The 19,720-nt window shown below is 33.4% G+C and carries 28 protein-coding genes; all 28 read left to right on the top strand.

Annotated features, from left to right (window positions below):
- Window positions 1-194: 194 nt before the first annotated feature.
- The 28 genes from ACXX9E_RS29025 (at window position 195) to ACXX9E_RS28890 (ending at window position 19,195) form a co-directional block, all read left to right on the top strand.
- A complete protein-coding gene (locus tag ACXX9E_RS29025; protein WP_458556685.1) occupies window positions 195-680 on the top strand; it encodes a hypothetical protein in 486 nt (161 codons plus the stop codon).
- Window positions 681-763: 83 nt separating this feature from the next.
- Entirely contained in the window at window positions 764-991 is a 228-nt protein-coding gene (locus tag ACXX9E_RS29020; RefSeq protein WP_458556684.1) for a hypothetical protein, read from the top strand.
- A 12-nt stretch (window positions 992-1,003) separates the two neighbouring features.
- The gene (locus ACXX9E_RS29015) at window positions 1,004-2,524 is read left to right on the top strand and encodes a UvrD-helicase domain-containing protein (RefSeq protein ID WP_458556683.1); all 1,521 of its coding nucleotides are present in this window, start codon (window positions 1,004-1,006) and stop codon (window positions 2,522-2,524) included.
- Window positions 2,525-2,809 carry a hypothetical protein gene (locus ACXX9E_RS29010; RefSeq protein ID WP_458556682.1) on the top strand — a complete coding sequence of 95 codons (285 nt, stop codon included), beginning with the start codon at window positions 2,525-2,527 and terminating at the stop codon, window positions 2,807-2,809.
- Window positions 2,806-3,117 (top strand): putative 2OG-Fe(II) oxygenase, encoded by a 312-nt coding sequence (locus tag ACXX9E_RS29005; protein WP_458556681.1) that lies wholly within the window; start codon window positions 2,806-2,808, stop codon window positions 3,115-3,117. Before ACXX9E_RS29010 ends, ACXX9E_RS29005 begins: the two co-directional genes overlap by 4 nt.
- Before the next feature lie 88 nt (window positions 3,118-3,205).
- A complete protein-coding gene (locus ACXX9E_RS29000; protein ID WP_458556680.1) occupies window positions 3,206-3,463 on the top strand; it encodes a DUF3310 domain-containing protein in 258 nt (85 codons plus the stop codon).
- A 152-nt stretch (window positions 3,464-3,615) separates the two neighbouring features.
- The gene (locus ACXX9E_RS28995) at window positions 3,616-4,488 is read left to right on the top strand and encodes a hypothetical protein (RefSeq protein WP_458556679.1); all 873 of its coding nucleotides are present in this window, start codon (window positions 3,616-3,618) and stop codon (window positions 4,486-4,488) included.
- A gap of 783 nt (window positions 4,489-5,271) precedes the next feature.
- Complete coding sequence (locus ACXX9E_RS28990) at window positions 5,272-5,469, top strand: hypothetical protein (RefSeq protein ID WP_458556678.1); 198 nt, start codon at window positions 5,272-5,274, stop codon at window positions 5,467-5,469.
- Window positions 5,470-6,308: 839 nt separating this feature from the next.
- Window positions 6,309-6,953: a hypothetical protein gene (locus ACXX9E_RS28985; protein WP_458556677.1), complete on the top strand. Its 645-nt coding sequence runs from the start codon at window positions 6,309-6,311 to the stop codon at window positions 6,951-6,953.
- A gap of 128 nt (window positions 6,954-7,081) precedes the next feature.
- A complete protein-coding gene (locus tag ACXX9E_RS28980) occupies window positions 7,082-7,513 on the top strand; it encodes a hypothetical protein (protein WP_458556676.1) in 432 nt (143 codons plus the stop codon).
- Entirely contained in the window at window positions 7,468-7,989 is a 522-nt protein-coding gene (locus ACXX9E_RS28975; RefSeq protein ID WP_458556675.1) for a hypothetical protein, read from the top strand. Before ACXX9E_RS28980 ends, ACXX9E_RS28975 begins: the two co-directional genes overlap by 46 nt.
- Window positions 7,986-8,492: a hypothetical protein gene (locus ACXX9E_RS28970; RefSeq protein WP_458556674.1), complete on the top strand. Its 507-nt coding sequence runs from the start codon at window positions 7,986-7,988 to the stop codon at window positions 8,490-8,492. Before ACXX9E_RS28975 ends, ACXX9E_RS28970 begins: the two co-directional genes overlap by 4 nt.
- A gap of 633 nt (window positions 8,493-9,125) precedes the next feature.
- Complete coding sequence (locus tag ACXX9E_RS28965; protein WP_458556673.1) at window positions 9,126-9,341, top strand: hypothetical protein; 216 nt, start codon at window positions 9,126-9,128, stop codon at window positions 9,339-9,341.
- A gap of 414 nt (window positions 9,342-9,755) precedes the next feature.
- Window positions 9,756-9,929, top strand: a complete 174-nt coding sequence (locus tag ACXX9E_RS28960; RefSeq protein WP_458556672.1) for a hypothetical protein — start codon at window positions 9,756-9,758, stop codon at window positions 9,927-9,929.
- 302 nt (window positions 9,930-10,231) lie between these two features.
- Entirely contained in the window at window positions 10,232-10,414 is a 183-nt protein-coding gene (locus ACXX9E_RS28955) for a D-Ala-D-Ala carboxypeptidase family metallohydrolase (protein ID WP_458556687.1), read from the top strand.
- Window positions 10,338-10,622: a hypothetical protein gene (locus ACXX9E_RS28950; protein WP_458556671.1), complete on the top strand. Its 285-nt coding sequence runs from the start codon at window positions 10,338-10,340 to the stop codon at window positions 10,620-10,622. Before ACXX9E_RS28955 ends, ACXX9E_RS28950 begins: the two co-directional genes overlap by 77 nt.
- Before the next feature lie 355 nt (window positions 10,623-10,977).
- Window positions 10,978-11,160, top strand: a complete 183-nt coding sequence (locus ACXX9E_RS28945; protein ID WP_458556670.1) for a hypothetical protein — start codon at window positions 10,978-10,980, stop codon at window positions 11,158-11,160.
- Window positions 11,160-11,405: a hypothetical protein gene (locus tag ACXX9E_RS28940; RefSeq protein WP_458556669.1), complete on the top strand. Its 246-nt coding sequence runs from the start codon at window positions 11,160-11,162 to the stop codon at window positions 11,403-11,405. Before ACXX9E_RS28945 ends, ACXX9E_RS28940 begins: the two co-directional genes overlap by 1 nt.
- Window positions 11,406-12,230: 825 nt before the next feature.
- Window positions 12,231-12,410 (top strand): hypothetical protein, encoded by a 180-nt coding sequence (locus ACXX9E_RS28935; RefSeq protein WP_458556668.1) that lies wholly within the window; start codon window positions 12,231-12,233, stop codon window positions 12,408-12,410.
- A gap of 467 nt (window positions 12,411-12,877) precedes the next feature.
- Entirely contained in the window at window positions 12,878-13,402 is a 525-nt protein-coding gene (locus tag ACXX9E_RS28930) for a 2OG-Fe(II) oxygenase family protein (RefSeq protein ID WP_458556667.1), read from the top strand.
- Between the two features lie 84 nt (window positions 13,403-13,486).
- Window positions 13,487-13,705 carry a hypothetical protein gene (locus ACXX9E_RS28925; protein WP_458556666.1) on the top strand — a complete coding sequence of 73 codons (219 nt, stop codon included), beginning with the start codon at window positions 13,487-13,489 and terminating at the stop codon, window positions 13,703-13,705.
- A gap of 225 nt (window positions 13,706-13,930) precedes the next feature.
- A complete protein-coding gene (locus ACXX9E_RS28920; RefSeq protein WP_458556686.1) occupies window positions 13,931-14,164 on the top strand; it encodes an SET domain-containing protein in 234 nt (77 codons plus the stop codon).
- Window positions 14,165-14,283: 119 nt separating this feature from the next.
- Entirely contained in the window at window positions 14,284-14,550 is a 267-nt protein-coding gene (locus ACXX9E_RS28915; RefSeq protein ID WP_458556665.1) for a hypothetical protein, read from the top strand.
- Window positions 14,523-16,175, top strand: a complete 1,653-nt coding sequence (locus ACXX9E_RS28910; RefSeq protein WP_458556664.1) for a hypothetical protein — start codon at window positions 14,523-14,525, stop codon at window positions 16,173-16,175. The genes ACXX9E_RS28915 and ACXX9E_RS28910 overlap by 28 nt, the downstream gene beginning before the upstream one ends.
- Window positions 16,120-16,803 (top strand): restriction endonuclease, encoded by a 684-nt coding sequence (locus ACXX9E_RS28905; protein ID WP_458556663.1) that lies wholly within the window; start codon window positions 16,120-16,122, stop codon window positions 16,801-16,803. The genes ACXX9E_RS28910 and ACXX9E_RS28905 overlap by 56 nt, the downstream gene beginning before the upstream one ends.
- A 108-nt stretch (window positions 16,804-16,911) precedes the next feature.
- Window positions 16,912-17,337 (top strand): hypothetical protein, encoded by a 426-nt coding sequence (locus ACXX9E_RS28900; protein ID WP_458556662.1) that lies wholly within the window; start codon window positions 16,912-16,914, stop codon window positions 17,335-17,337.
- 15 nt (window positions 17,338-17,352) lie between these two features.
- On the top strand, window positions 17,353-18,060 hold the full coding sequence (locus ACXX9E_RS28895) for a DNA cytosine methyltransferase (RefSeq protein WP_458556661.1): 708 nt from the start codon (window positions 17,353-17,355) through the stop codon (window positions 18,058-18,060).
- A 442-nt stretch (window positions 18,061-18,502) separates the two neighbouring features.
- Entirely contained in the window at window positions 18,503-19,195 is a 693-nt protein-coding gene (locus ACXX9E_RS28890; protein ID WP_458556660.1) for a DNA-methyltransferase, read from the top strand.
- Window positions 19,196-19,720 lie beyond the last annotated feature (525 nt).

Genomic DNA, 19,720 nt, shown 5'->3' with positions numbered 1-19,720 from the left:
GTCTTTACAAGAGTTTTTTTATTACCATGAAGCCATGTCTATGACGGAAGAAGAGTTAACTAATTTTGTAATTTCTAATGAAAAGAAAATATTGATTTTTTTAAAGGTATGTCACCATGTTTAGTTACACTTTTAAGTGATGGTGTACCAAACGGGCAAAGAAACAATTGTATGTACAATGTAGGTGTTTATCTTTGAAAAAACGCTATCCAGCAAATGATGAGTGGCAAGGTCATATGCATATATATGACAAAGAGTTTATCGAACCTCCATTAGGTGCTAATGAAATTAATGTATTAAAAAAATCTTTAAATCGTAAAGACTATCGCTACAAATGTAAAGATGAGCCTATATGTAGTTTTTGTGATGCGAAAAAATGTGCAACAAAAGAATTTGGTATAGGAGAAGATGGTCCAACACCAGAAATTACAGAAATTAGAAAATATGAATCAGATCCACCTATTTGGTTTGTTTCTTTAGATGGACCCACAGTAGAAGTCGATGGTGCAACCCTGCATGATGCTGAAAAATTTTCAGTGGCATGTGGAACGATTGGAAAACCTTTAATGCCTGTTCCAAAACACGCATGGAGAAAAGAACTAATAAAATTAACTGCTAAAAATTTAGCAGTACCAGTCCAGAATCTTCTAAAATCAGAGTTCAACTTACAGATATTTTAGCAGACTATATAAATAGAACTCCAGGTAGAGACAAAGACGATATTTTAAGAGGTGTTGCTTTTACAGATAAAAGCGGAACTACAATGTTTAAGTTTTCAAACTTTTGGAAATATTTATTAAGAACTAAATCTTGGGCCGACAAGACTTACCCAAAACAAAAAACTATGAGAATGCTGCAAGAATTATTTGGTGCAACAGAAGTTAGCCCAAAAATAGATGGTAAAACACATCGAGTATTAGAGATGCCTCATGTTAAGCTAGATAAACCTAATATAAAAAAATATGAAATGGAGAAAGAACCGTGGCAGTAATTAAAAAAAATAATGGGACCTCCTGGTACAGGTAAAACATATAGATTAGTAAATCATTATTTAGCTAAAGAAATCAATGACTTACACACAAACCCACAAAGAATAGCTTACGTAACTTTTAGTAAGGCTGCATCATTAGACGGTGCCGAAAAAATTCAAACCGTTTTTCCTGAAACAGAACTTTTATATATTTCTACATTACATGGAATGGGCACAAAAGAATTGGGTATCAACACTAAAGAAAAATTATTAAAGGGTAAGAAATGGAAACAATTTAAAAATGTATATCCTGTTTATTCCGATATAAATTTTGATACTTTTATTAACGAATCTGGAGCCACTATACACCAAGATAAAAATTTACAAGTAATAAATTTTGCACGAGCTAAATTAATTAGCTTAGAAGAAGCATGTTTAACTTTAAATTATCATGAAGGTTCTGTGGATATATACCGTGTTCAGCAATTAGAACATGATATAGAATACTATAAAGAAAAGAATAACATGGTTGAGTTTGCTGACATGATTAAGTTATTTGTTGATAAAGAAAAACATCTTGATCTCGATGCAATTTTTCTCGATGAAGCCCAAGATCTAAATCCTTCGCAATGGAGAATGTATTTTCACATTGAGTCTCAATGTAAACGATCTTACATTGCAGGAGATGATGATCAAACAATATATAATTTTCAAGGTGCCGATTCTAAAATTTTTATTAACCTACCTGGGGAAAGAGATGACCAAGAAAAATCTTATAGGGTTCCAAAAGCTGTCCATAGACAAGCACTAAAAATACTGCCACATATTTCTAAAAGAGTTAACAAAAAATGGTACGCAAAAGATGAAGAAGGAGAATTTATATCAAACTGTCATTTATCAAATTTAGATTTTACTAAAGGTGAATGGATGATTTTAGCAACAACCAATAAATTATTAAAAGAATTTTCTGAGCATTTCTACAGAACAGGTCTAAGAATATTTGGTAAGAACAACAGTATTCTACCTAATAGCGTATTAGAGGCGTATCGATTTTGGATTAAACTAAATAAAGGTGAGCTGATTGCAACAGAGGACGCTAAAAAAATATGGGAATATTTACATTACAATAAGGGACATGTTAAGTACGGGTCTTCTAGTGGTAAAACATTAATAGGCGACGAGATGGTTTCTTTAAACATTTTAAAAAAAGATCATGGATTATTAATTGAGGGCGACTGGCAGCAACTTAGTTTTGAAGAGGACACAAAAAACTATATAAAAAGTATTTTAAAAAATGGTGATGATTTATCAACAGATTCAAGAATAGAATTATCTACAATACACGGAGCAAAAGGTAGAGAAAGAGAAAATATTGTTTTGTGTATGGATTACGGAACAGAAACACAATCAGAAATGTTATCTCAAAAAGCATTGGACGATCCAGACTCGACACATAGATTATTTTTTGTTGGTGTAACAAGAGCAATGCAAAGATTATATATTTTAGCACCTCTAACATCGCATTACTACACAATAGGAGAACCAATAGTATGAGTGGTAAAAAAATTTATTATAGCTTTAATTATGGGGACCATTACTTTTCAATCAAAATTAAAAGATTCAACAATAAAAAAAATATTAAATTTATGTAGTAAAAATAAAAAAAAGGATCACCGAGAAAGATTAGCTGGAGATATAAAAAATGAATATTTAATTGATGAAAAAAAAATACAAGATATATTAGAACCTTATCTTTATGCTTTAAAAATGCTTATAAACATTGGTATAATTCAAATTGTGACACAATTACCGCTACAACAGCATGGGTTAATTATATGAAACCTGGTGATTCAAACCCTTTTCATATACATACAGAATGTGATTTATCCAGTGTTATATATTTAAAGTTACCAAAAGGATTAGATAAAGAAATAAAAGAATACAGAGGAACTACTGCAGGGCCAGGTACTATTATGTTTGCTTATGGTGAGGACTCTAAGTTTCATATTACTTGGAAAAGTTTTAAACCAGAAATTGGTGATATGTTTATATTTCCTTATTCATTACGCCACGGAGTTAATACATATCGATCTCCTGGTGAAAGAGTTTCTGTTGCTGTTAATTATTCAATTAAAGCAAGAAAATAATGAGCGACGTATATAAAAAACAAATTGGAGGATCACATTATTCGTCGATGGTTATACAGCCATCAGAATTTATTAATATAAAAATAATTTGCCTTTCGCAGAAGGAAACGCTATAAAATATTTGTGCAGGCACAAACAGAAAGGACAAAAGCAAGATTTGGAAAAAGCAATTCACTACTGTCAAATGGCAATCGATAGGGATTACCCTGATAAAAAAGATTTCTTAGAAGAAGCGGAAAAAGAAAAGGAGGAATTAGAAGAATCTTATAAAGAAGCAAAACGACAAACAAAAGAACGTAAATCAAAAGAATGGACTAAAGGTTATAATAAATGGAAAAATAAATGATTAAAAGCTCAAATAGAATGGAACAGTCCTACTTCGTTCCCAGATTTAAAAGATCATAAATACATAGCAATTGACTTAGAGACGGAGATCCAGGATTAAAATCACGTGGCTCTGGTGCATTAATTGGCGAAGGGGAAATTGTAGGGATAGCTGTGGCTGTTGAAGGATGGTCTGGTTATTATTCTTTTGGTCACTTAGAACAAAATCATTTTGATGAGGTTACAGTGATAGCTTGGATCAAAGACGTTTGTGCTTTACCTGCTACAAAAATATTTCATAATGCAATGTATGACGTGTGTTGGTTAAGAGCCTATGGTGTTAAAATCAATGGACACATTGTAGATACTATGGTTATGGCAGCCCTAGTTGATGAGAATAAATTTTCTTATTCTTTAAATAGTGTTTCTTATGAATATCTAGGGGAAGTAAAAGATGAGACAGCATTAAAAGAAGCTGCATCTGACGCTGGAGTAGATCCTAAAGCTGAAATGTGGAAACTACCTGACATGTTTGTAGGTTCCTATGCCGAAAAAGATGCTGAATTAACTTTAAAACTTTTTAAAAAATTATCAATAGAAATTAAAGCCCAAGATTTAACAAAAATATTTGATTTGGAAACACAATTATTTCCTGGTTTAATTGATATGAAAATTAAGGGTGTTCGGGTGGACGTTCAAAAAGCTCATACATTAAAAAAAGAACTAGCATCACAAGAAGAAACATTGCTCCTAAAAGTAAAAAAAGAAACAGGAATAGAGCCTCAAATATGGGCAGCAAGAAGCATTGCCAAAGTTTTTGATAAATTAAAATTAGGCTACGAAACAACTTTAAAATCAAAAGCGCCCTCCTTCACTAAAAATTTTCTTTCTAATCATAAACATCCTTTAGTTCAAGATATAGCAAAAGCTAGAGAAATAAACAAGGCTCATACAACTTTTATAGATACTATTATTAAACATCAACATAAAGGTAGAATACACGCAGATATTAATCCGATTAGAGCTGATCAGGAGGAGGAACGGTAACAGGAAGATTTTCATATTCTAATCCTAATCTTCAACAAATTCCAGCGAGAAACACAGCAGCTGGGGCCGATGATTAGATCGTATATTTATACCTGAACCTAATCATAAATGGGGATTGCTTGATTACTCACAACAAGAACCAAGACTAGTTAGTCCACTACGCAGCCTCAAGCCAAAAACTTCGGGATGAAGAAGAAGTAAAAAGAATTGTATCAGAGTTTAATTATAACGATGTAGACTTTCACCAGATTGTAGCAGATATGGCAGAAATACAACTAGATCAGCAAGCTAAAACAATTAACCTTAGGTTTATTTTATGGTATGGGTAAAGCTAAGTTACATAGCTGAGTTGGGCTTAATGCACTAAAGATGAAGCTGAAAAATTATTTGAACAGATATCATAGCACGTGTTCCATTTGTTAAACGACTTAATGAATAATACTGCTAGTAGATGCTTCTGGTTCGAGGTTATATTACAACATTACTAGGTAGAAAATGTAGACTTTGATACATGGGAGGAAGCGGTGTATAATCCCGGCGTTTTAAAACGTTACCTATCGAGTCATGCTGAAGCTGAAAAAAAATATGGAGGTGAATCTATTAGAACGAGCTTTTACTTACAAAGCTTTAAACAAATTAATTCAAGGATCAGCTGCGGATATGACTAAACGAGCCATGCTGAACTCTTATATAATGAAGGTATTGTGCCACACATACAAATTCATGATGAACTAGATATTTCTGTAGAATCACCAGAACAAGCTAAGAAAATTAGTTGAAATTATGGAAAATGCTGTTAAACTAAATATTCCCAATAAAGTTGATTATGAAGAAGGTAATAATTGGGGAGAGATATTACGGATTAACCAGGAGGAAACTATGGACAAAGTAAAACAATTATGGGCACTAGCTGTAGCTAATAAAAAAGTAGCTATCGGTGTAGTTGTTGCCATTATTATAATTATTAGCTTAGTTAACTAGTAGATTATGATCTATGGCTTATCTCAATGCTAACATACCCATCATAGAGTGTTACGTTAGAGGTAACTACCTACGAGATCAAAAAGATTCCCACGATAAATATTTTGAATGTGTGGTATTTGGAGTAAGAGCCTCCTAAGCAGGTTCCTTTATTTCATTACTTAATGACTGACGGGGGCCTATGGTGGAGAAGCCAATATCAGCTTTCTGCACTAAACCAGGCACAAAAGAATTACCTTTAAATGAACTAGTAATGTGGGACTCTTTCAGTTATAATATTGGTGTTACAACTTTTTATCAGTTGGCTGGATCTAAGATGTCATACATTTCCAGACGCAAAGTTAAAAGGGAAGGAACATACTTATTCACCATTGATTGGTGCGCGGGTGATCCTAACGAATTAAACTTCGGCTATGCCGAAAAGCCCGACCAACATAAGTGCGGTCATGTAATAGAACTAGATGATGGCAATTATGCAATACAGCCAAACAATAGGTTAAGGGCATTTGACCCTTCTCTGGCTGCAGAATCCATCAGAACATTTAATAACTAGACTAGTCAACACTAAGACTTGGTCTGTTGAAAATACTTCAAAATGGATTACAGATGAACATGAGGAAGGGAGTTATGATTATCATTACTCCAGTTTAGAGGATAAAAAAAATGACCAAGAAATGTAAAAATTGTAATTGTAATTGTCATTGTGATGGTGATCTTCACGCAGATGTGTACGGAGTATGCACCTGTGATAATTGTAAATGTCGTGAAGTAAAAGACGAGCCAGAAGGTCTTGTTATTGATGAGACTGGAGAATGCGAATCATGTCAATAGGAGGCAAGATGAATTATTATTTTACAGGAATATTAATTATACTAATAACACTGTTAGCTTTTTTTGGTGGACCAAAAGCATGGGGAGATTCAACCCAAACTAATACTTCTGGATCCAATACTGCAATTGAAGGTGGATATACATCAACTGCCACAACTACCTATGAATCAGGTTCTGAATCTTCATCAACAACTAATTCTACGTCAAACTCTAATATAAAATCTTCACCACCATCAGCATCCGCACCATCTTATAATGCTATGACGCAAGATGTGTGCGCCGTTGGAATTTCTGCTGGAATACAAACTTTTGGTATTGGTGTATCAGGTGGGAAACATGTTACAGATAAAAATTGTGAAAGATTAAAATTAGCTAGAATTTTAAATGACTTTGGTATGAAGGTTGCAGCTGTTGCAATACTTTGCCAGGATGAAAGAGTATTTGAATCTATGATTCAAGCAGGTACTCCATGTCCAATTGATGGAAAAATTGGTAAAAATGCTATGGCTCTTTGGACCAAATATGACCATGAAAGACCTGACTACGACATATATGTCAAACGTATGAAGAAAAGAGAAAAAATTCAAAAAGAAATAGAAAAAAGGAGAAGACTCTTGCTGAAAAAGAAAGACTTAAACAAGAGGCTAAAATGACGAAAGAATTTGAAAAAATAGAGTTGGGGGCTGAATTCGATAAGGAAGTAGATAAAAGAATTAATAAAAAAATAGAGTGGGAAACACCTAAATAATGGAATTATTAATATTTATAGGAATTATTACATATGCGTACTATCGTATTGACCGTTTTGCTGACGATATTAACCCTTACAACTTCAGCAGACGAAGTAACAACAAATAATATACTCAATCAAACCTTTACATCAGGAAATAACTGGACGGGCCAATTATCCAGTAATCATGGCACTGGCACTATTGCTGGAGTAGACGAGGGTTATGTAGAAAATACAGAAGCATATAGCCTAGTTGATGACGTAGATATATCTGCAGACCAATTCAATAATGGCTTTACATCTAATCAATCTGCTAAAGTATGGTTTTGGAATAGTAATGACCAAGATGTTGTAATGAAACAGATTATAACTAATAGTGATGGTAATGTTACAACTCAAACTAAAACAATTACAGGATCATGTGCAACTTTTAATGGATGTTCCTTTTATCTCAAAATACAGGTAATAACACTTATTCAATAGGTTCAAATACTCAAACTGATTTTGATATCAAAACTAGATTTGAATTCAATTCTAGCCCATCAGGTAGTGCTTCATATAGTGGAACACATAGAGCGGCAGATTTAAAACAGCCTGTTTTAACTGTAACTTACGATGATACTGTATTAGATACAGAAACAACAGACGCATTAGATGATGTTGAAGAAGCCTTAGAAGATTTACAAGAAGAAGTCTTTGAAGATATGGAAGAATTCTATTTTGAAGAGGAATATTTCTCTTTTAATACTGAAGAAGATTTCTCTTTCGAAGAAGAATTTTATTTTGATGATGAAATGTATTTCTCAGATGAATTTTTTGATGAATTCTTTGAAGAAGAAGGCATGTCATTTGATGAAGAGCCAATGATGGAATTTACGGAAACAGAGATGGAGGAGATATATGAAGAAACTAATGCCTCGTTGAAACTTTCACGACTGAAACATTCGAAGAAGAAATGATTGAAGAAGAACCTGTGATGGAAGAAGAAGTGGCTGAAGAATCTACAGAAATGGCTGAAGAAGAAGTAATAGAAGAAGAATCTACTGAAATGGCTGAAGAAGAAGCAGTTGAAGAAGAGTCTACAGAAATGGTAGAAGCAGAAGATGAAGAAACGTTTGAAGAAGAAGCACAAGAAGAGGAATCTGCTAGCGAAACTACTACAGCATCCACTGTTCAGGATGAGAAGCTTGCCAAACAAAAAAAGGTACAGCAGAAAAAAGCTATCGTCAAAAATCTCGATAGAATAATGGATAAGGTTGACAAGGATATTAAAGATATCGCTAAAAATTTAGCCATTAAGAATATCATAAAAATAGGAGCAATGATAAGTGAACAGGCATCTTTGGACATGTACCAAAATGCAATATTTTATAAGCCAAAAGACATATATTTGGACCAATTGAATATCTTTGATAATAGACAAATATACCCAAATACTAATCTTGCAAGTTATGTTCAATAATGATAAGATTGAAATCAAAGCTAGAAAACTTCAATGAGATAAATATCAAGAAGCAACGGCTTTTAATGGAATTGGAGCAATTGAAAAATGGCTAACAAATTTAATATAAAAGACCAACTGGCCAGGGAATTCCTGCACTTATAGCAGCAATCGTTGCCATTGGTGGTGGTTTCGTAAAGTACGGAGAAATTACAACTAAACTCGATGCAATAGAAGCTAGAGAACAGGTAGTAATTGATACTTCAGCAATTGAAAGTAGCATTGCAGTACTTCAAGAAAAAGTAACAGCACTAGAAAACAAAAAAGAAGTTGTTGTAGATCTATCAAATATAGAAAACTCTCTTTCATCTGTAGAAAACTCATCTGGCTAATAATAAAACTAAATCTCTAGTCAATGCCACAGAAATAGAATTATTAAAAGTTCAAATAGAAGAAATTAAAGTATCTACCTCTAATCCACTAACAAATTAAAATGAAAAATTTATATCTGGTACTGGCATTACTATTTGCATTAAGCGCCTGTTCGATCGGGCAAAAATGCACATACACCCAAGAAGGAACTAAAATTTCATCTTGGTTCTGGTTTTATAAAGACAATACCGACAGATCTAGATAAGATTAATTGTAATTAATATGAAGGATAAAATAATCTCATTAGCAATTACTGCTATGTTAATGTTGGCTGGGTGGAATCTTCATGAAACCTATATAATGTCAAAACAAATTGTTCAAATACAAGGACAGGTAACAGAGCTAAAACAAATGGTTAAAAAAACTAATAACTTTGTCAAAAACCGATTAAAAAAACAACAAAAGAAAAATAAAAAGAAGAAGAAGGACAGGGAATAATGTATGAAATATTTATGTATAGTTTTATTTTTAACTTTATTTTTAGGCAGTTGTGAGAATATTAGACATTCCATTGGAATTAGTACAAATCCTTTTAGTACCAAGTTTGAAGAAAAAACTAAACTTAACTATAAAATCGTTTTCGGCAAGGTGAGAAATAAAAACGAAGAGGACGACTAATGGCACTTAAAATTTCAGACGAAGCAAGCGTTCAAATGCCTATGAAGACAGTAGCTAGTCTCATCGCCCTCGTCGCGATCGGGACCTGGGCTTACTTCGGCATAATTGAAACTCAAAACAAAGCATTAAATCGTTTAGAACTAATGGAGAAGGATCTCGTAGAGAACACGGCTTTCCGTATTGGCTGGCCTCGTGGTACTCTCGGATCCTTACCCCGCTGATTCAGAACAATTTATGCTTATTGAAGAATTGTATAAGCAGGTAGAAAAATTGCAACTACAACAGGAAGCTGGAATCCATAATGAAGTTATGATAAAATTTTTAGATCAACAAGTAAAGAAACTACAAGACGATGTAGAAAAACTTAAAGATAGGCAAAGAGATTTTTCCAACGGGAATATGCAATAATGACTGAGATAATAATAGCCTTAATCATGTACCTAAATGGAACTATGATAGAGCACACACACAAGGAGACAATGAGTTCGTGCCTGAGTCGAAGCGCATAGCTATGAGAGAAATTAATCCCGAATCGGTGGTCTTTTCCTGCAAAAAAGTAAAGGCAAAGACCGAAATATATATGGGAGACAAGAAAATTCTTAAAATACTGGAGTAATTATGCAACTATCAAAACATTTTAAACTATCAGAATTTACCAAGTCACAGGTGGCTGTGCGTAAAGGTATTAAAAACACACAAGTTCTGGTGAAATAAAAAACTTAACAGATCTATGCTATGGAGTATTAGAAAAAGCTAGAGCTAAATTTGACAAACCAGTAACCATTAACTCGGGCTTTCGGTGCCTGGAGTTGAATCGTGCTATCGGCAGCGGAGATTCCAGCCAGCATTGCAAGGGGAATCGCGACGGGGATCTCGAGATTAGGAGTTCCTAATATACAACTAGCGTACTGGATTCAGGGGAACTGTGATTTTGATCAATTAATCCTTGAATTTTACCAGCCAGAAGAAGATAGTGCAGGCTGGGTGCACGTAAGTTTTAATCAAGACCATAATAGGAATCAAGTTCTTACATTTAATGGTAAAAAATACGACAACGGCCTCCCAGAAATGAAATGGAAAGGCGGGAAAGTAGTTGAATAATTTTTTTAAAAAAGTAAAAAGATTTAATCCAGAAATAACTCATGGTGTTTGTCCAACATGCAACATGCCAACAATGTTAGTATCTGTAACTAAAGATTTTTATAGATGTATTACCTGCGGTACGGATCTTGAACAAAAAATAAATGGGGTCATAAAATATATGCCCATGGAAAAACACATAAGTAAGGATCAGCCTAAAGCCGAATAATGAGTAAAATACCCTTAAGTATGGCACTAGTAACTACCATAAACGAACCCATTAAAAAACCCCGGAAGGCATAAAAAGAGCTTAAATAAAAGCAAAAAAGACAGAAAAAGGGTTGACAGGTATCCTATATTAACCTATATATAGGACATGAAAGAAATAAATATAAAAATTAAAAATATATCTCAGAGACAATGGCCTCTTCTTTTAGTTGAATTAAACTTAGTTGCTAAGTCATGGAGAAGATTTGGTCCAATTATAGATGTAAAAACCAAGGGTTTTGATAAAATTATTAAATGGGGAAAGAAAAGACATGGTGAACCAGAAGATTAATGGTCAAAACATTAATAATAATAATACTGTTATTCAATGGAACCGTAGTAAAAGATCACATTAGCTTTAATCCTCCCATTGATGTCATGGACTGTTGGTCTTTTGGAAATATGTATTATGAAGTAATGTCTACACATAGATGGGGCGATCAACGTGGCGCACCAGACTTTAGCATAGATGCTATGCGTCAAGGATGGTATTTAAATGATGGAAGAGGAACAATTCAAGGACATTATTGTGAATAAATACCTATATATAGGGCATGAGCAACACCCTCTATATAAAATTTTTAATGAGAAGATTAATTGAATGTCTCAAACAACGACAACAAAAAGATACCAAAGAACTTATTAAAAAAATTATGGAAGAACTAGATAGATGATAGATATCCTACTAAGTTTGTCAGGTATCAACATAGAGATATACGCAATAATACTTTTAATGTTAATTAAATGGAATAATGAAAGAATTAGATAGATGAGACTACTGTACAAGTATAACGCGTAGCAAGTCTACCTTCATTAACAATCTTATATCCCAGTTTAGAATAAATCTTTATAGATTCTTGATGTGCAGCTCGACTGCATTCATACCAACTATCATATAGGATAGGACTTTTAACCGGAGCCATACATAAATTCTCCCCTAAAAAAGAGCACACCCATATCATTAATGTGAATTTAATCATTGACAACCTCAAAGAAAATTATATATTATCCTATAAATAAAAATGAAAGGAAACTATATCATATGACAGATATAAGCAAATATAAAAATGTGTCCTTATCAAAAGACACCTATGCTAAGTTCATAGACTCAGACGAGTGATTGTACCCAATACAATTATAAGTCGAAGTCAAACAGTTAATATTTTAGTAAATGAAAAAGTAGAAAAGTTAAACGGTAAAGGAAAGGAGAAATAATGTTTAAAATATCACAAGAAGAAAGACAAAAACTTCTTAATTATTTAAAAAGTCGACCTTATCAGGAAGTGTTTATGTTAATGGCGCTTTTATCGTTGGATTAAAACCTGTTGAGAATAGCAAAAGTAAAGAAGAAAAGAAAAACTAATGACCGATAAAATTTGCCCACGATGTAAAGGTAATGGTTTTTTTAAAGTTAAAGAAAGTACAGATAATCAGGTGGATAAAGTGGTACAATGTCCTATGTGTAATTCACAAGGAGAAATACATGATAAAGAATTTGATGAGTATTTTGATACTCACCCTTTGCTTAAGTCATTGCGCTAAAATGGATTTTGACGGATTTAATCCTGCAACTACAGTATTGAAATGGATAATTACGAATGATGATAAACGAGGACATTAAAAGAATAATAAAAAAACCATCTGATCTAGAAGAAAGAATCGAGCAGCTAGAAAAACAAAAAGAGATTCTTAAAGCTTATACAAGAAGGCAGGTGAAACAATTAAAGCTTTAACTAAACGAGCTCAAGAAGCTGAAGGAGAAGTAACCATTGTTAAAGGAATTGGTCAAAATTCTCCAGAAATGAAAGCTTTACAAAAAGAAGTTGAAGAACTTAAAGCAGATTTCGCTCGAGAAAAAGAGGAGCGACAATATGATAACTTAGTACATAAAAAAGAATTAGAATCTTTGGGGAAAAAATGAGCGATGAGATAAGAAAAGATTTTGTTAAAGACCATGACATAGCCACTAAAGAAAATAAACGAATTAGAGTAGATTATCAAATGTTTAGATGGGGCCTTTGTTAGTTAAAACAAAAATACCTGATAAATTAAGATTACAATTTCTAAGTGAAGCTGAAGCAAGCACATTAGATTTTAAACCTAAACTAGCGGGTATAATTGAAAAAGAAGTAGGTTTTAGAGATAGTAAAATGTTTCTACCTTTCTTTACAAACATGTTTGATATGTACGCTGATGCCGGATTTAAATGGGCACCAGAAGTAGGCTCAACACCCGAGGACTTTAAACAACAATACACATTAGATTCTTTATGGGCAAACTTTCAAGGTCCAGGTGATTTTAACCCCCCTCACGATCATGGGGGTGCATTATCTTGGGTTATCTATTTAACAGTGCCAGAAGCTCTAAAGAAGGAACGAGAGGCCTATACAGGACGATCAGCGGGGCCAGGTGGTATTACCTTTATTTATGGTGAAGGGCCAAGATCTTACATAACCCACCATTCACATTTTCCTGAAGAAGGAGATATGTTTATATTTCCTGCAGGAGTTAAAACATTGGGTGTTTCCATTTAAAAGTGACTGCACTCGTGTTTCTGTATCTGGCAACGTGGCAGATTCAATACAGATTAAAAAATTAAAAATCAAACCAGGAGTAGAATGAACACAACGACAGTAAAAAGAGTTATTAGAAGACAGTTTAATACAATCATAGATGAAGAAAAAAAATTAAAAAGAGTCTTGTCTATGGAGACTAATGATTCAGCACCGGAGTACACAGTAAGTGGTCTGTACACGAGAGTCGAGCGGCACTTAGATGAAATTGTTAAAGCTCAAAATAAAATAGTTTTATTACAAAGTATAGTTAATCCAGATTAGATTTACCATGATCTGGTTATTATTTTATTGTCCTGATGGGGTATATCGTAGCAGATCATAAAAAAATTTTAATAGGATTAAAAATGCTGTGGGAGAAAATAAAAAATGTCAAATAATTATAAACCTTTACCTGACGGATTAATAATTAAAGATTCTGGTGGCAAAAGGCGCGGGTTTTTTTTACTACCAAAGAGTTAGCAGTTGGCTGTAATTTAGGAATTTCTCATTACCGAATTAATAACGAACTTATTAGAACTCCTTTTAGGTGGTTTTATTAATCATAGTGATAAACCTAATTGTGGTCGTTCACAAATTAGGATTAGACCCGGATTTGATAAATGGAATATTATAGTAGTCGAAAAGATTCCAGCGGGCAACGAGCTAACATTGAAATATATTATGTACGACCCAGCGAAATCCTCGAAAGTTAATGGCATGGCATATTTAGGAGGACCTTAAAAAGAAGTGGACAGGTATCCCAAAATATCCTATATATAAGACATGAAAGAAATATTTATAATTATATTTGCGACTTTATCTTTTGTAATATTATTAAGCATTTTTATGTTGGTAACGTTATGAGTAAAACACAAACTTTTGAAGATCTTGATAAACTTGCAGAAGGCTTAAGAGGTCTTGATACTGAAAAACTCCATGACACTCCTGAACATAAGAAATGGAAAGCTAGAGCTCTCAATACATTACCAAAAAAAGACAGACAAAAATACATGGATGAAAAATATCAAGAAGCAAAATATAAGCAGAAGAATGTCAATACCCACAATCAGAACTTATCTGGTCTTATAATGGTGAGAGAATGGATATGCAGGAAGTTGAAAAATTAAATAATACAATTAAAGGCAACGCTGTTAGAGAGGATGTTAAAACTGTTTTTTTTGCTTTTAAACAAGCGCATAAAAAACAAAAAGATGTTTTAACTTTTGATTATGTTAATTGGAATGTTCAAAAAAATAAAGAAATTCAAAATTTATACTACCCAGAGACAGTTCCAATTGATTACTCCGAATATTCACACTTACCCTCTTTTAAATATAATATACACATTAAACCCTATAAAGATGGGGTGTTACTTGTAGACGATGAAAGAAAGAATGAAAAAGTATTGAGTTTAACTCTTGGCGACAGTGTAAAATCTGATTTTTCATATGGAAAAGTAATCGCAAGTATGTACCAAAATAAATGTTATAATCACGATCAAATTGATTGGCTGGATAAGAAATTTGATGAACAGGTTGTTTTCTATATAGTTGTTCCTAAAATTGTTAAGAATCAAGCGATAAGAATTGTTTTTAAAAATAATTTGCGATTAAATAGATTAATAAAAATATTCAGAAAGCATAAAACAGGTTTTAAAATTAAAGTAGATGAGTTTAAATATTTTTTTGATGAAGCAGCCGAATCTCAACATGTTATAACAAGCCTACAGATTTGCCAAGACAGACCAGAATTAAAGCCCCAGTACATTTTTAATAACTCTACCCTTTTAAAAACAGGATACACCAGAACTTTAAGACAATGCTGGAACATACATTTAATGTATTCGGAGAAATACCAACAAGAAAATTTATTTTTTGAAACATTAAAAAATAAACATAGTTTGGAGGACATTAAAAAAGAATATATGAGAGATATATTTCCTTATGAAAAATATTTAGATATTTCTTTATTAACAAAAGATTCATCTAGTAAACATGTAGCTAGATTGATGAAGAAAAATTTTTTAAAAGCATCCCTATTATATCATCATACTAATAAAGGTTCTACTTTTTGTGATGGTAAAAATATTGAAATTGACAAAAAAACTGCTGTAGATTGTCTTCTTTTTTGGAAAAAAATAGATGTATTTGAATTATTATTTAGTCCTTTAAATAATAATTTTCCTTTGTGTATGGAAGATTCTAAAATTATTAATGATGTTGATATATTTGACCCTATTTTAAATAAACATGTAGATATAACAGAAGATATTTTTGATAAAGAAAGCTATGTCCATGAATACAAGGACATCAAAGAATTTAATTTTAAAGATAAACATTTCTTACAAGAAGCCCTAGATTGTCAGACAGGCTATCTAATGCCTTTTGATGGAGACCATGAACTTCTTCACGACCCTAATTTTATTCATGTCCGCTTTAGAGAATATGAAGATTTTATTATTATTGTCTTATGTGAAAAAAATGGCAGATATTTAGTAGACGTTTTTTCAAAAACAGAAGTTGATTTTAAATATACGATTTGGCATAATTTAAAATATGACAAAAATTATTCTGAACAGTGTCTACAAGAAATATATAGTAAATTTGCTCAATGCATTAGAGACGCTAAAATTTTAGACAACCGAACTTCTAGCATGCAGTATCAAGGTAGAAGAAAACCTTATAGAAGTAATACTAATGAAGTATATCCTATATATTTTCCAAGAAAAAAGATACACAAGAAACTATACTAAAGAGCAAAAGAAACGTGAAAAAGATTTCTTTAATGAAAGTAAAAAATTTAGTGGTTCTAGATGTGCCCATGTTAGAAAATTACCTAATGACAATAAACCCTCTAAAAAACAACTTTTATTAGCAAAACAATTAGACAGATGGGTACCAGAAAACCACACATTTGTTTCAGCAACTAAATGGGGTCAAAACATAACCAAAAGAGAAAGAAAATATAGAAACACTGCTTTAAATGGTATTCTTTATTACAACAACAAAGAAATATCTGAAGCTGTAAAAATTGATAAGCTATGCCCTGCACAGTTTGAGGAATACTGTGAAAAGTATGTTAAAAAACTCGGATATGAAGTTAAAACTAGAAATAATTATGATGGTGGTATTGATATTAGAGCCGTTAAAATATTGGATAATGAAGAAGCAGAATATTTATTAGTACAATGTAAACACTGGAACACCCCTATACCTCCTGGAGCTATGAGAGATTTTAAAGCAAGCAGTGATGAAGAAAAAACTAAAGATAAAAAAGTTTTAATGTTTATAACTTCTTCTAAATTTTCACCTGGTGCAAAAAAATACGCTAGTAAGCATAATATAGAATTAATAGATGGAGATAAACTTTTAGGTGCATAAGAATTGTAGTATCTGTAAAAAATCCTTACCTTTAGATCAGTTTTATTTAAGTCATAATGGTAATTATAATTTCTGCGCTGCACACCTTGTGATAAAAAAAGAAAAGCTATGTATCGTACTGAAAATAAAGAGAAAATTGCAATAGCCGAACACAAGTATAAAAACACAGAAAGAGCCTATGTTATGGAAGTAATCAACGGCGTATTTTATAGATACAAGAAGAAAAATGCAAGGCTTAAATGGAAACCTGAATGCACTAAAGAAGAAATTTATGACGAGCTCATGTTATACATTCAAGATCATGGAAAGCATTGTGAGTATTGCAAAGAGCCTTGGACTTACAAGCGAGTGTTGGGCAACAAGGAGCGAGGATATAATGAACGAGGACCGAAGATAGTAACAAATTTTTCAATAGATAGATTAGATTCAACTAAAACTTATGTGTTAGACAACTTTCGTTTCTGCTGCGTGGGTTGCAATCTTAGAAAAAATCAAGTAAGATTGTCTGATATATTTAATTACGTGTGTATATAAAAAGAAAGATTAGTAATGAAAGAAAAATATAAAATTTTAGATCTATTCAGTGGTATAGGTGGATTTAGTTTAGGGCTAGAGAGAACAGGACATTTTAAAACTGTAGCTTTTTGTGAAATAGATAAATTTTGTAAATTAATACTTGATAAACATTGGAAAGGAACTAAAATATATAACAATGTCAAAGAAATCACGAAAGAACGACTCGAAGCAGACGGAATTCAACTTCCCGACATTATCACAGGGGGCTTCCCGTGTCAGCCGTTCTCGGTTGCGGGAAAACAAAAAGGAACAAGTGACGACAGACATCTCTGGCCTGAGATGTTTCGAATCATCCAAGAGTTTACACCGAGGTGGGTTGTTGGAGAAAATGTCAAAGGTATTACTAACATCCAGGACGGCATGGTCTTCGAGACTGTGTGCACTGACTTGGAAGGAGCGGGATACGAAGTCAGGACGTTCAATATTCCAGTTGCAGGCGTCGGCGCTCCCCACAGAAGAGAAAGAATGTGGATTGTGGCGAACTCCCAATGCCCTGTCGGGGGGAGCAATCTTCCAGGCATCAAGAAAGCATTGGATCAGGGACATCTGAAAAGACCGAGTGGTCAACCGATTCAGATTCGATTACGCGGTGGGAGTGGGAGAAACGATTATGGCCGACACCGACGAAGGACGCGGCCACAGACAGGAGCACAAAATACAAACAGGGAGGAACATCGCTAGCCCTAGCGGCGAAGATGTGGCCGACGCCCGACCTCGACAGAGAGAAGTGGAATCAATCCGAAGACAGGAACGGGAGCAGGACTCAGCAAAGCAGCGAAGATGTGGCCAACGCCGAGAGCATCAGGACAGGAAGCACGAAAAACTTCATCGGAAAGGAGCAAGGGAGCAAGACTCAACACAACTTAACGGCAGCAGTTCAAATGATGCCAACACCAACAGCACGAGATCACAAGGATTCTGGGGTGAACACGAATTACGAGACGGCAAGGAAGAAGAGCAGACTAGCAGGGACGGCTGGTGGCTCGTTGAACCCAACGTGGGTCGAGTGGCTCATGGGATACCAGGCAGGGTACACCGACTTAAAGCATTGGGAAATTCTATCGTCCCGCAAATCGTCGAAGAAATAGGACGTGCTATTATTGAGGCTGAGAGAGAATGAAATATGAAACTTATAAATGATGATTGTTTAAAAGTGCTGCCAACATTAGAAGAAGGTAGTGTAGATTTAATTGTAACAAGTCCACCATACGAGGATATATCTGGGGCTGGTTATACAAGTAACAGTAAAGATATATTGTTTTTTAAATTATACTCAGAATTTATTGATAATGTATTTAATCAATATCATAGAGTCTTAAAAAAGAATGGACAATTATTTTTTAATATCAAAAGCAAGACTTTAAAAAAAACTTTAAAGACTCCACATTGGCTTGAATTTACAGAAGGATTTCAAAAATTTATTTTTAAATCTTATATTATTTGGAAATACGGTCTTTTTGATAGCACAAAATCAAGGTTTCATTTAGATTATGAAATCATTTATCACTTATCTAAAGGCAACGATATTCACATTAACGAAAACACTGGAATACATGATCCATTAAGCTCAGTTTGGTACATTCCGCATAATATTCCAAAAGCTGAAAGAGTACATCCAACTCAAATGCCTATTGCTTTGGCAAGACATATTTTGAAAATAGTTGCAAAACCAGGAGATGTAGTGTTAGATAATTTTATGGGTAGCGGCACAACTGGTGTTGCTTGTAAAAAATATAATCTTGATTTTATTGGTATTGAATTAAATCCTAAAAATTTTAATATAGCTAGTGAAAGGATTAATAATGAAATGGAATAAGTTATATAAATATCCTAAAAGTATAAGGGAAACACTAAAGGGGGTCCGACATTATGATAGGTGCTGGCAGTCCCTCAGCTTCGTAAGTAGTTAACCTTAGCAATACGTGTTATGTTGCTGTGTACTTCGTTCAGTTACGTATTGCTAAGGTTAACACCCACACTTACTTCAGGACGTACAGCACCTAAACCAGGGATCGAACCCATGTTCCCTGCATTGGCAGGTGGATTCTTAACCACTGGACCACCAGGGAAGTCCTAGACTTTGTTTTCTTTTTTTAACTTTCACTATCCCATTCATTTAGTGACAGTACTGACTTAAAGACATGTTATGTGACATTTCAGCAACACTGCTTTAAGTCAGTACTGTCACTAAATGAATGGGATAGTGAAAGTTAAAAAAAGAAAACAAAGTCTAGGACTTCCCTGGTGGTCCAGTGGTTGAGAAATTGCAATGCAGGGAACATGGGTTCGAGAAGTTGGTGTGCCCTGAAAGTAAGTGTGGTAACTATTTTTAAGCAATCGT

It is taken from the genome of Pseudomonas sp. GNP014, from assembly GCF_054344005.1.
This window is presented reverse-complemented; position numbering and strand designations above follow the sequence as displayed.

Excerpts from the sequence above, each read along its gene's own strand:
- ACXX9E_RS28965 (WP_458556673.1), top strand. The coding sequence starts at position 9,126 with ATGAAGGATAAAATAATCTCATTAGCAATTACTGCTATGTTAATGTTG.
- ACXX9E_RS29020 (WP_458556684.1), top strand. The coding sequence starts at position 764 with ATGTTTAAGTTTTCAAACTTTTGGAAATATTTATTAAGAACTAAATCT.
- ACXX9E_RS28935 (WP_458556668.1), top strand. The coding sequence starts at position 12,231 with ATGACCGATAAAATTTGCCCACGATGTAAAGGTAATGGTTTTTTTAAA.
- ACXX9E_RS28915 (WP_458556665.1), top strand. The coding sequence starts at position 14,284 with ATGAGTAAAACACAAACTTTTGAAGATCTTGATAAACTTGCAGAAGGC.
- ACXX9E_RS29015 (WP_458556683.1), top strand. The coding sequence starts at position 1,004 with ATGGGACCTCCTGGTACAGGTAAAACATATAGATTAGTAAATCATTAT.
- ACXX9E_RS28905 (WP_458556663.1), top strand. The coding sequence starts at position 16,120 with ATGAAGTATATCCTATATATTTTCCAAGAAAAAAGATACACAAGAAAC.
- ACXX9E_RS28930 (WP_458556667.1), top strand. The coding sequence starts at position 12,878 with ATGGGGCCTTTGTTAGTTAAAACAAAAATACCTGATAAATTAAGATTA.
- ACXX9E_RS28985 (WP_458556677.1), top strand. The coding sequence starts at position 6,309 with ATGAATTATTATTTTACAGGAATATTAATTATACTAATAACACTGTTA.
- ACXX9E_RS28990 (WP_458556678.1), top strand. The coding sequence starts at position 5,272 with ATGGAAAATGCTGTTAAACTAAATATTCCCAATAAAGTTGATTATGAA.
- ACXX9E_RS28890 (WP_458556660.1), top strand. The coding sequence starts at position 18,503 with ATGAAACTTATAAATGATGATTGTTTAAAAGTGCTGCCAACATTAGAA.
- ACXX9E_RS28970 (WP_458556674.1), top strand. The coding sequence starts at position 7,986 with ATGATTGAAGAAGAACCTGTGATGGAAGAAGAAGTGGCTGAAGAATCT.
- ACXX9E_RS28940 (WP_458556669.1), top strand. The coding sequence starts at position 11,160 with ATGGTCAAAACATTAATAATAATAATACTGTTATTCAATGGAACCGTA.
- ACXX9E_RS28960 (WP_458556672.1), top strand. The coding sequence starts at position 9,756 with ATGCTTATTGAAGAATTGTATAAGCAGGTAGAAAAATTGCAACTACAA.
- ACXX9E_RS28925 (WP_458556666.1), top strand. The coding sequence starts at position 13,487 with ATGAACACAACGACAGTAAAAAGAGTTATTAGAAGACAGTTTAATACA.
- ACXX9E_RS29005 (WP_458556681.1), top strand. The coding sequence starts at position 2,806 with ATGAAACCTGGTGATTCAAACCCTTTTCATATACATACAGAATGTGAT.
- ACXX9E_RS28975 (WP_458556675.1), top strand. The coding sequence starts at position 7,468 with ATGTTCCTTTTATCTCAAAATACAGGTAATAACACTTATTCAATAGGT.
- ACXX9E_RS28910 (WP_458556664.1), top strand. The coding sequence starts at position 14,523 with ATGGATATGCAGGAAGTTGAAAAATTAAATAATACAATTAAAGGCAAC.
- ACXX9E_RS28980 (WP_458556676.1), top strand. The coding sequence starts at position 7,082 with ATGCGTACTATCGTATTGACCGTTTTGCTGACGATATTAACCCTTACA.
- ACXX9E_RS28900 (WP_458556662.1), top strand. The coding sequence starts at position 16,912 with ATGTATCGTACTGAAAATAAAGAGAAAATTGCAATAGCCGAACACAAG.
- ACXX9E_RS28945 (WP_458556670.1), top strand. The coding sequence starts at position 10,978 with ATGAAAGAAATAAATATAAAAATTAAAAATATATCTCAGAGACAATGG.
- ACXX9E_RS28895 (WP_458556661.1), top strand. The coding sequence starts at position 17,353 with ATGAAAGAAAAATATAAAATTTTAGATCTATTCAGTGGTATAGGTGGA.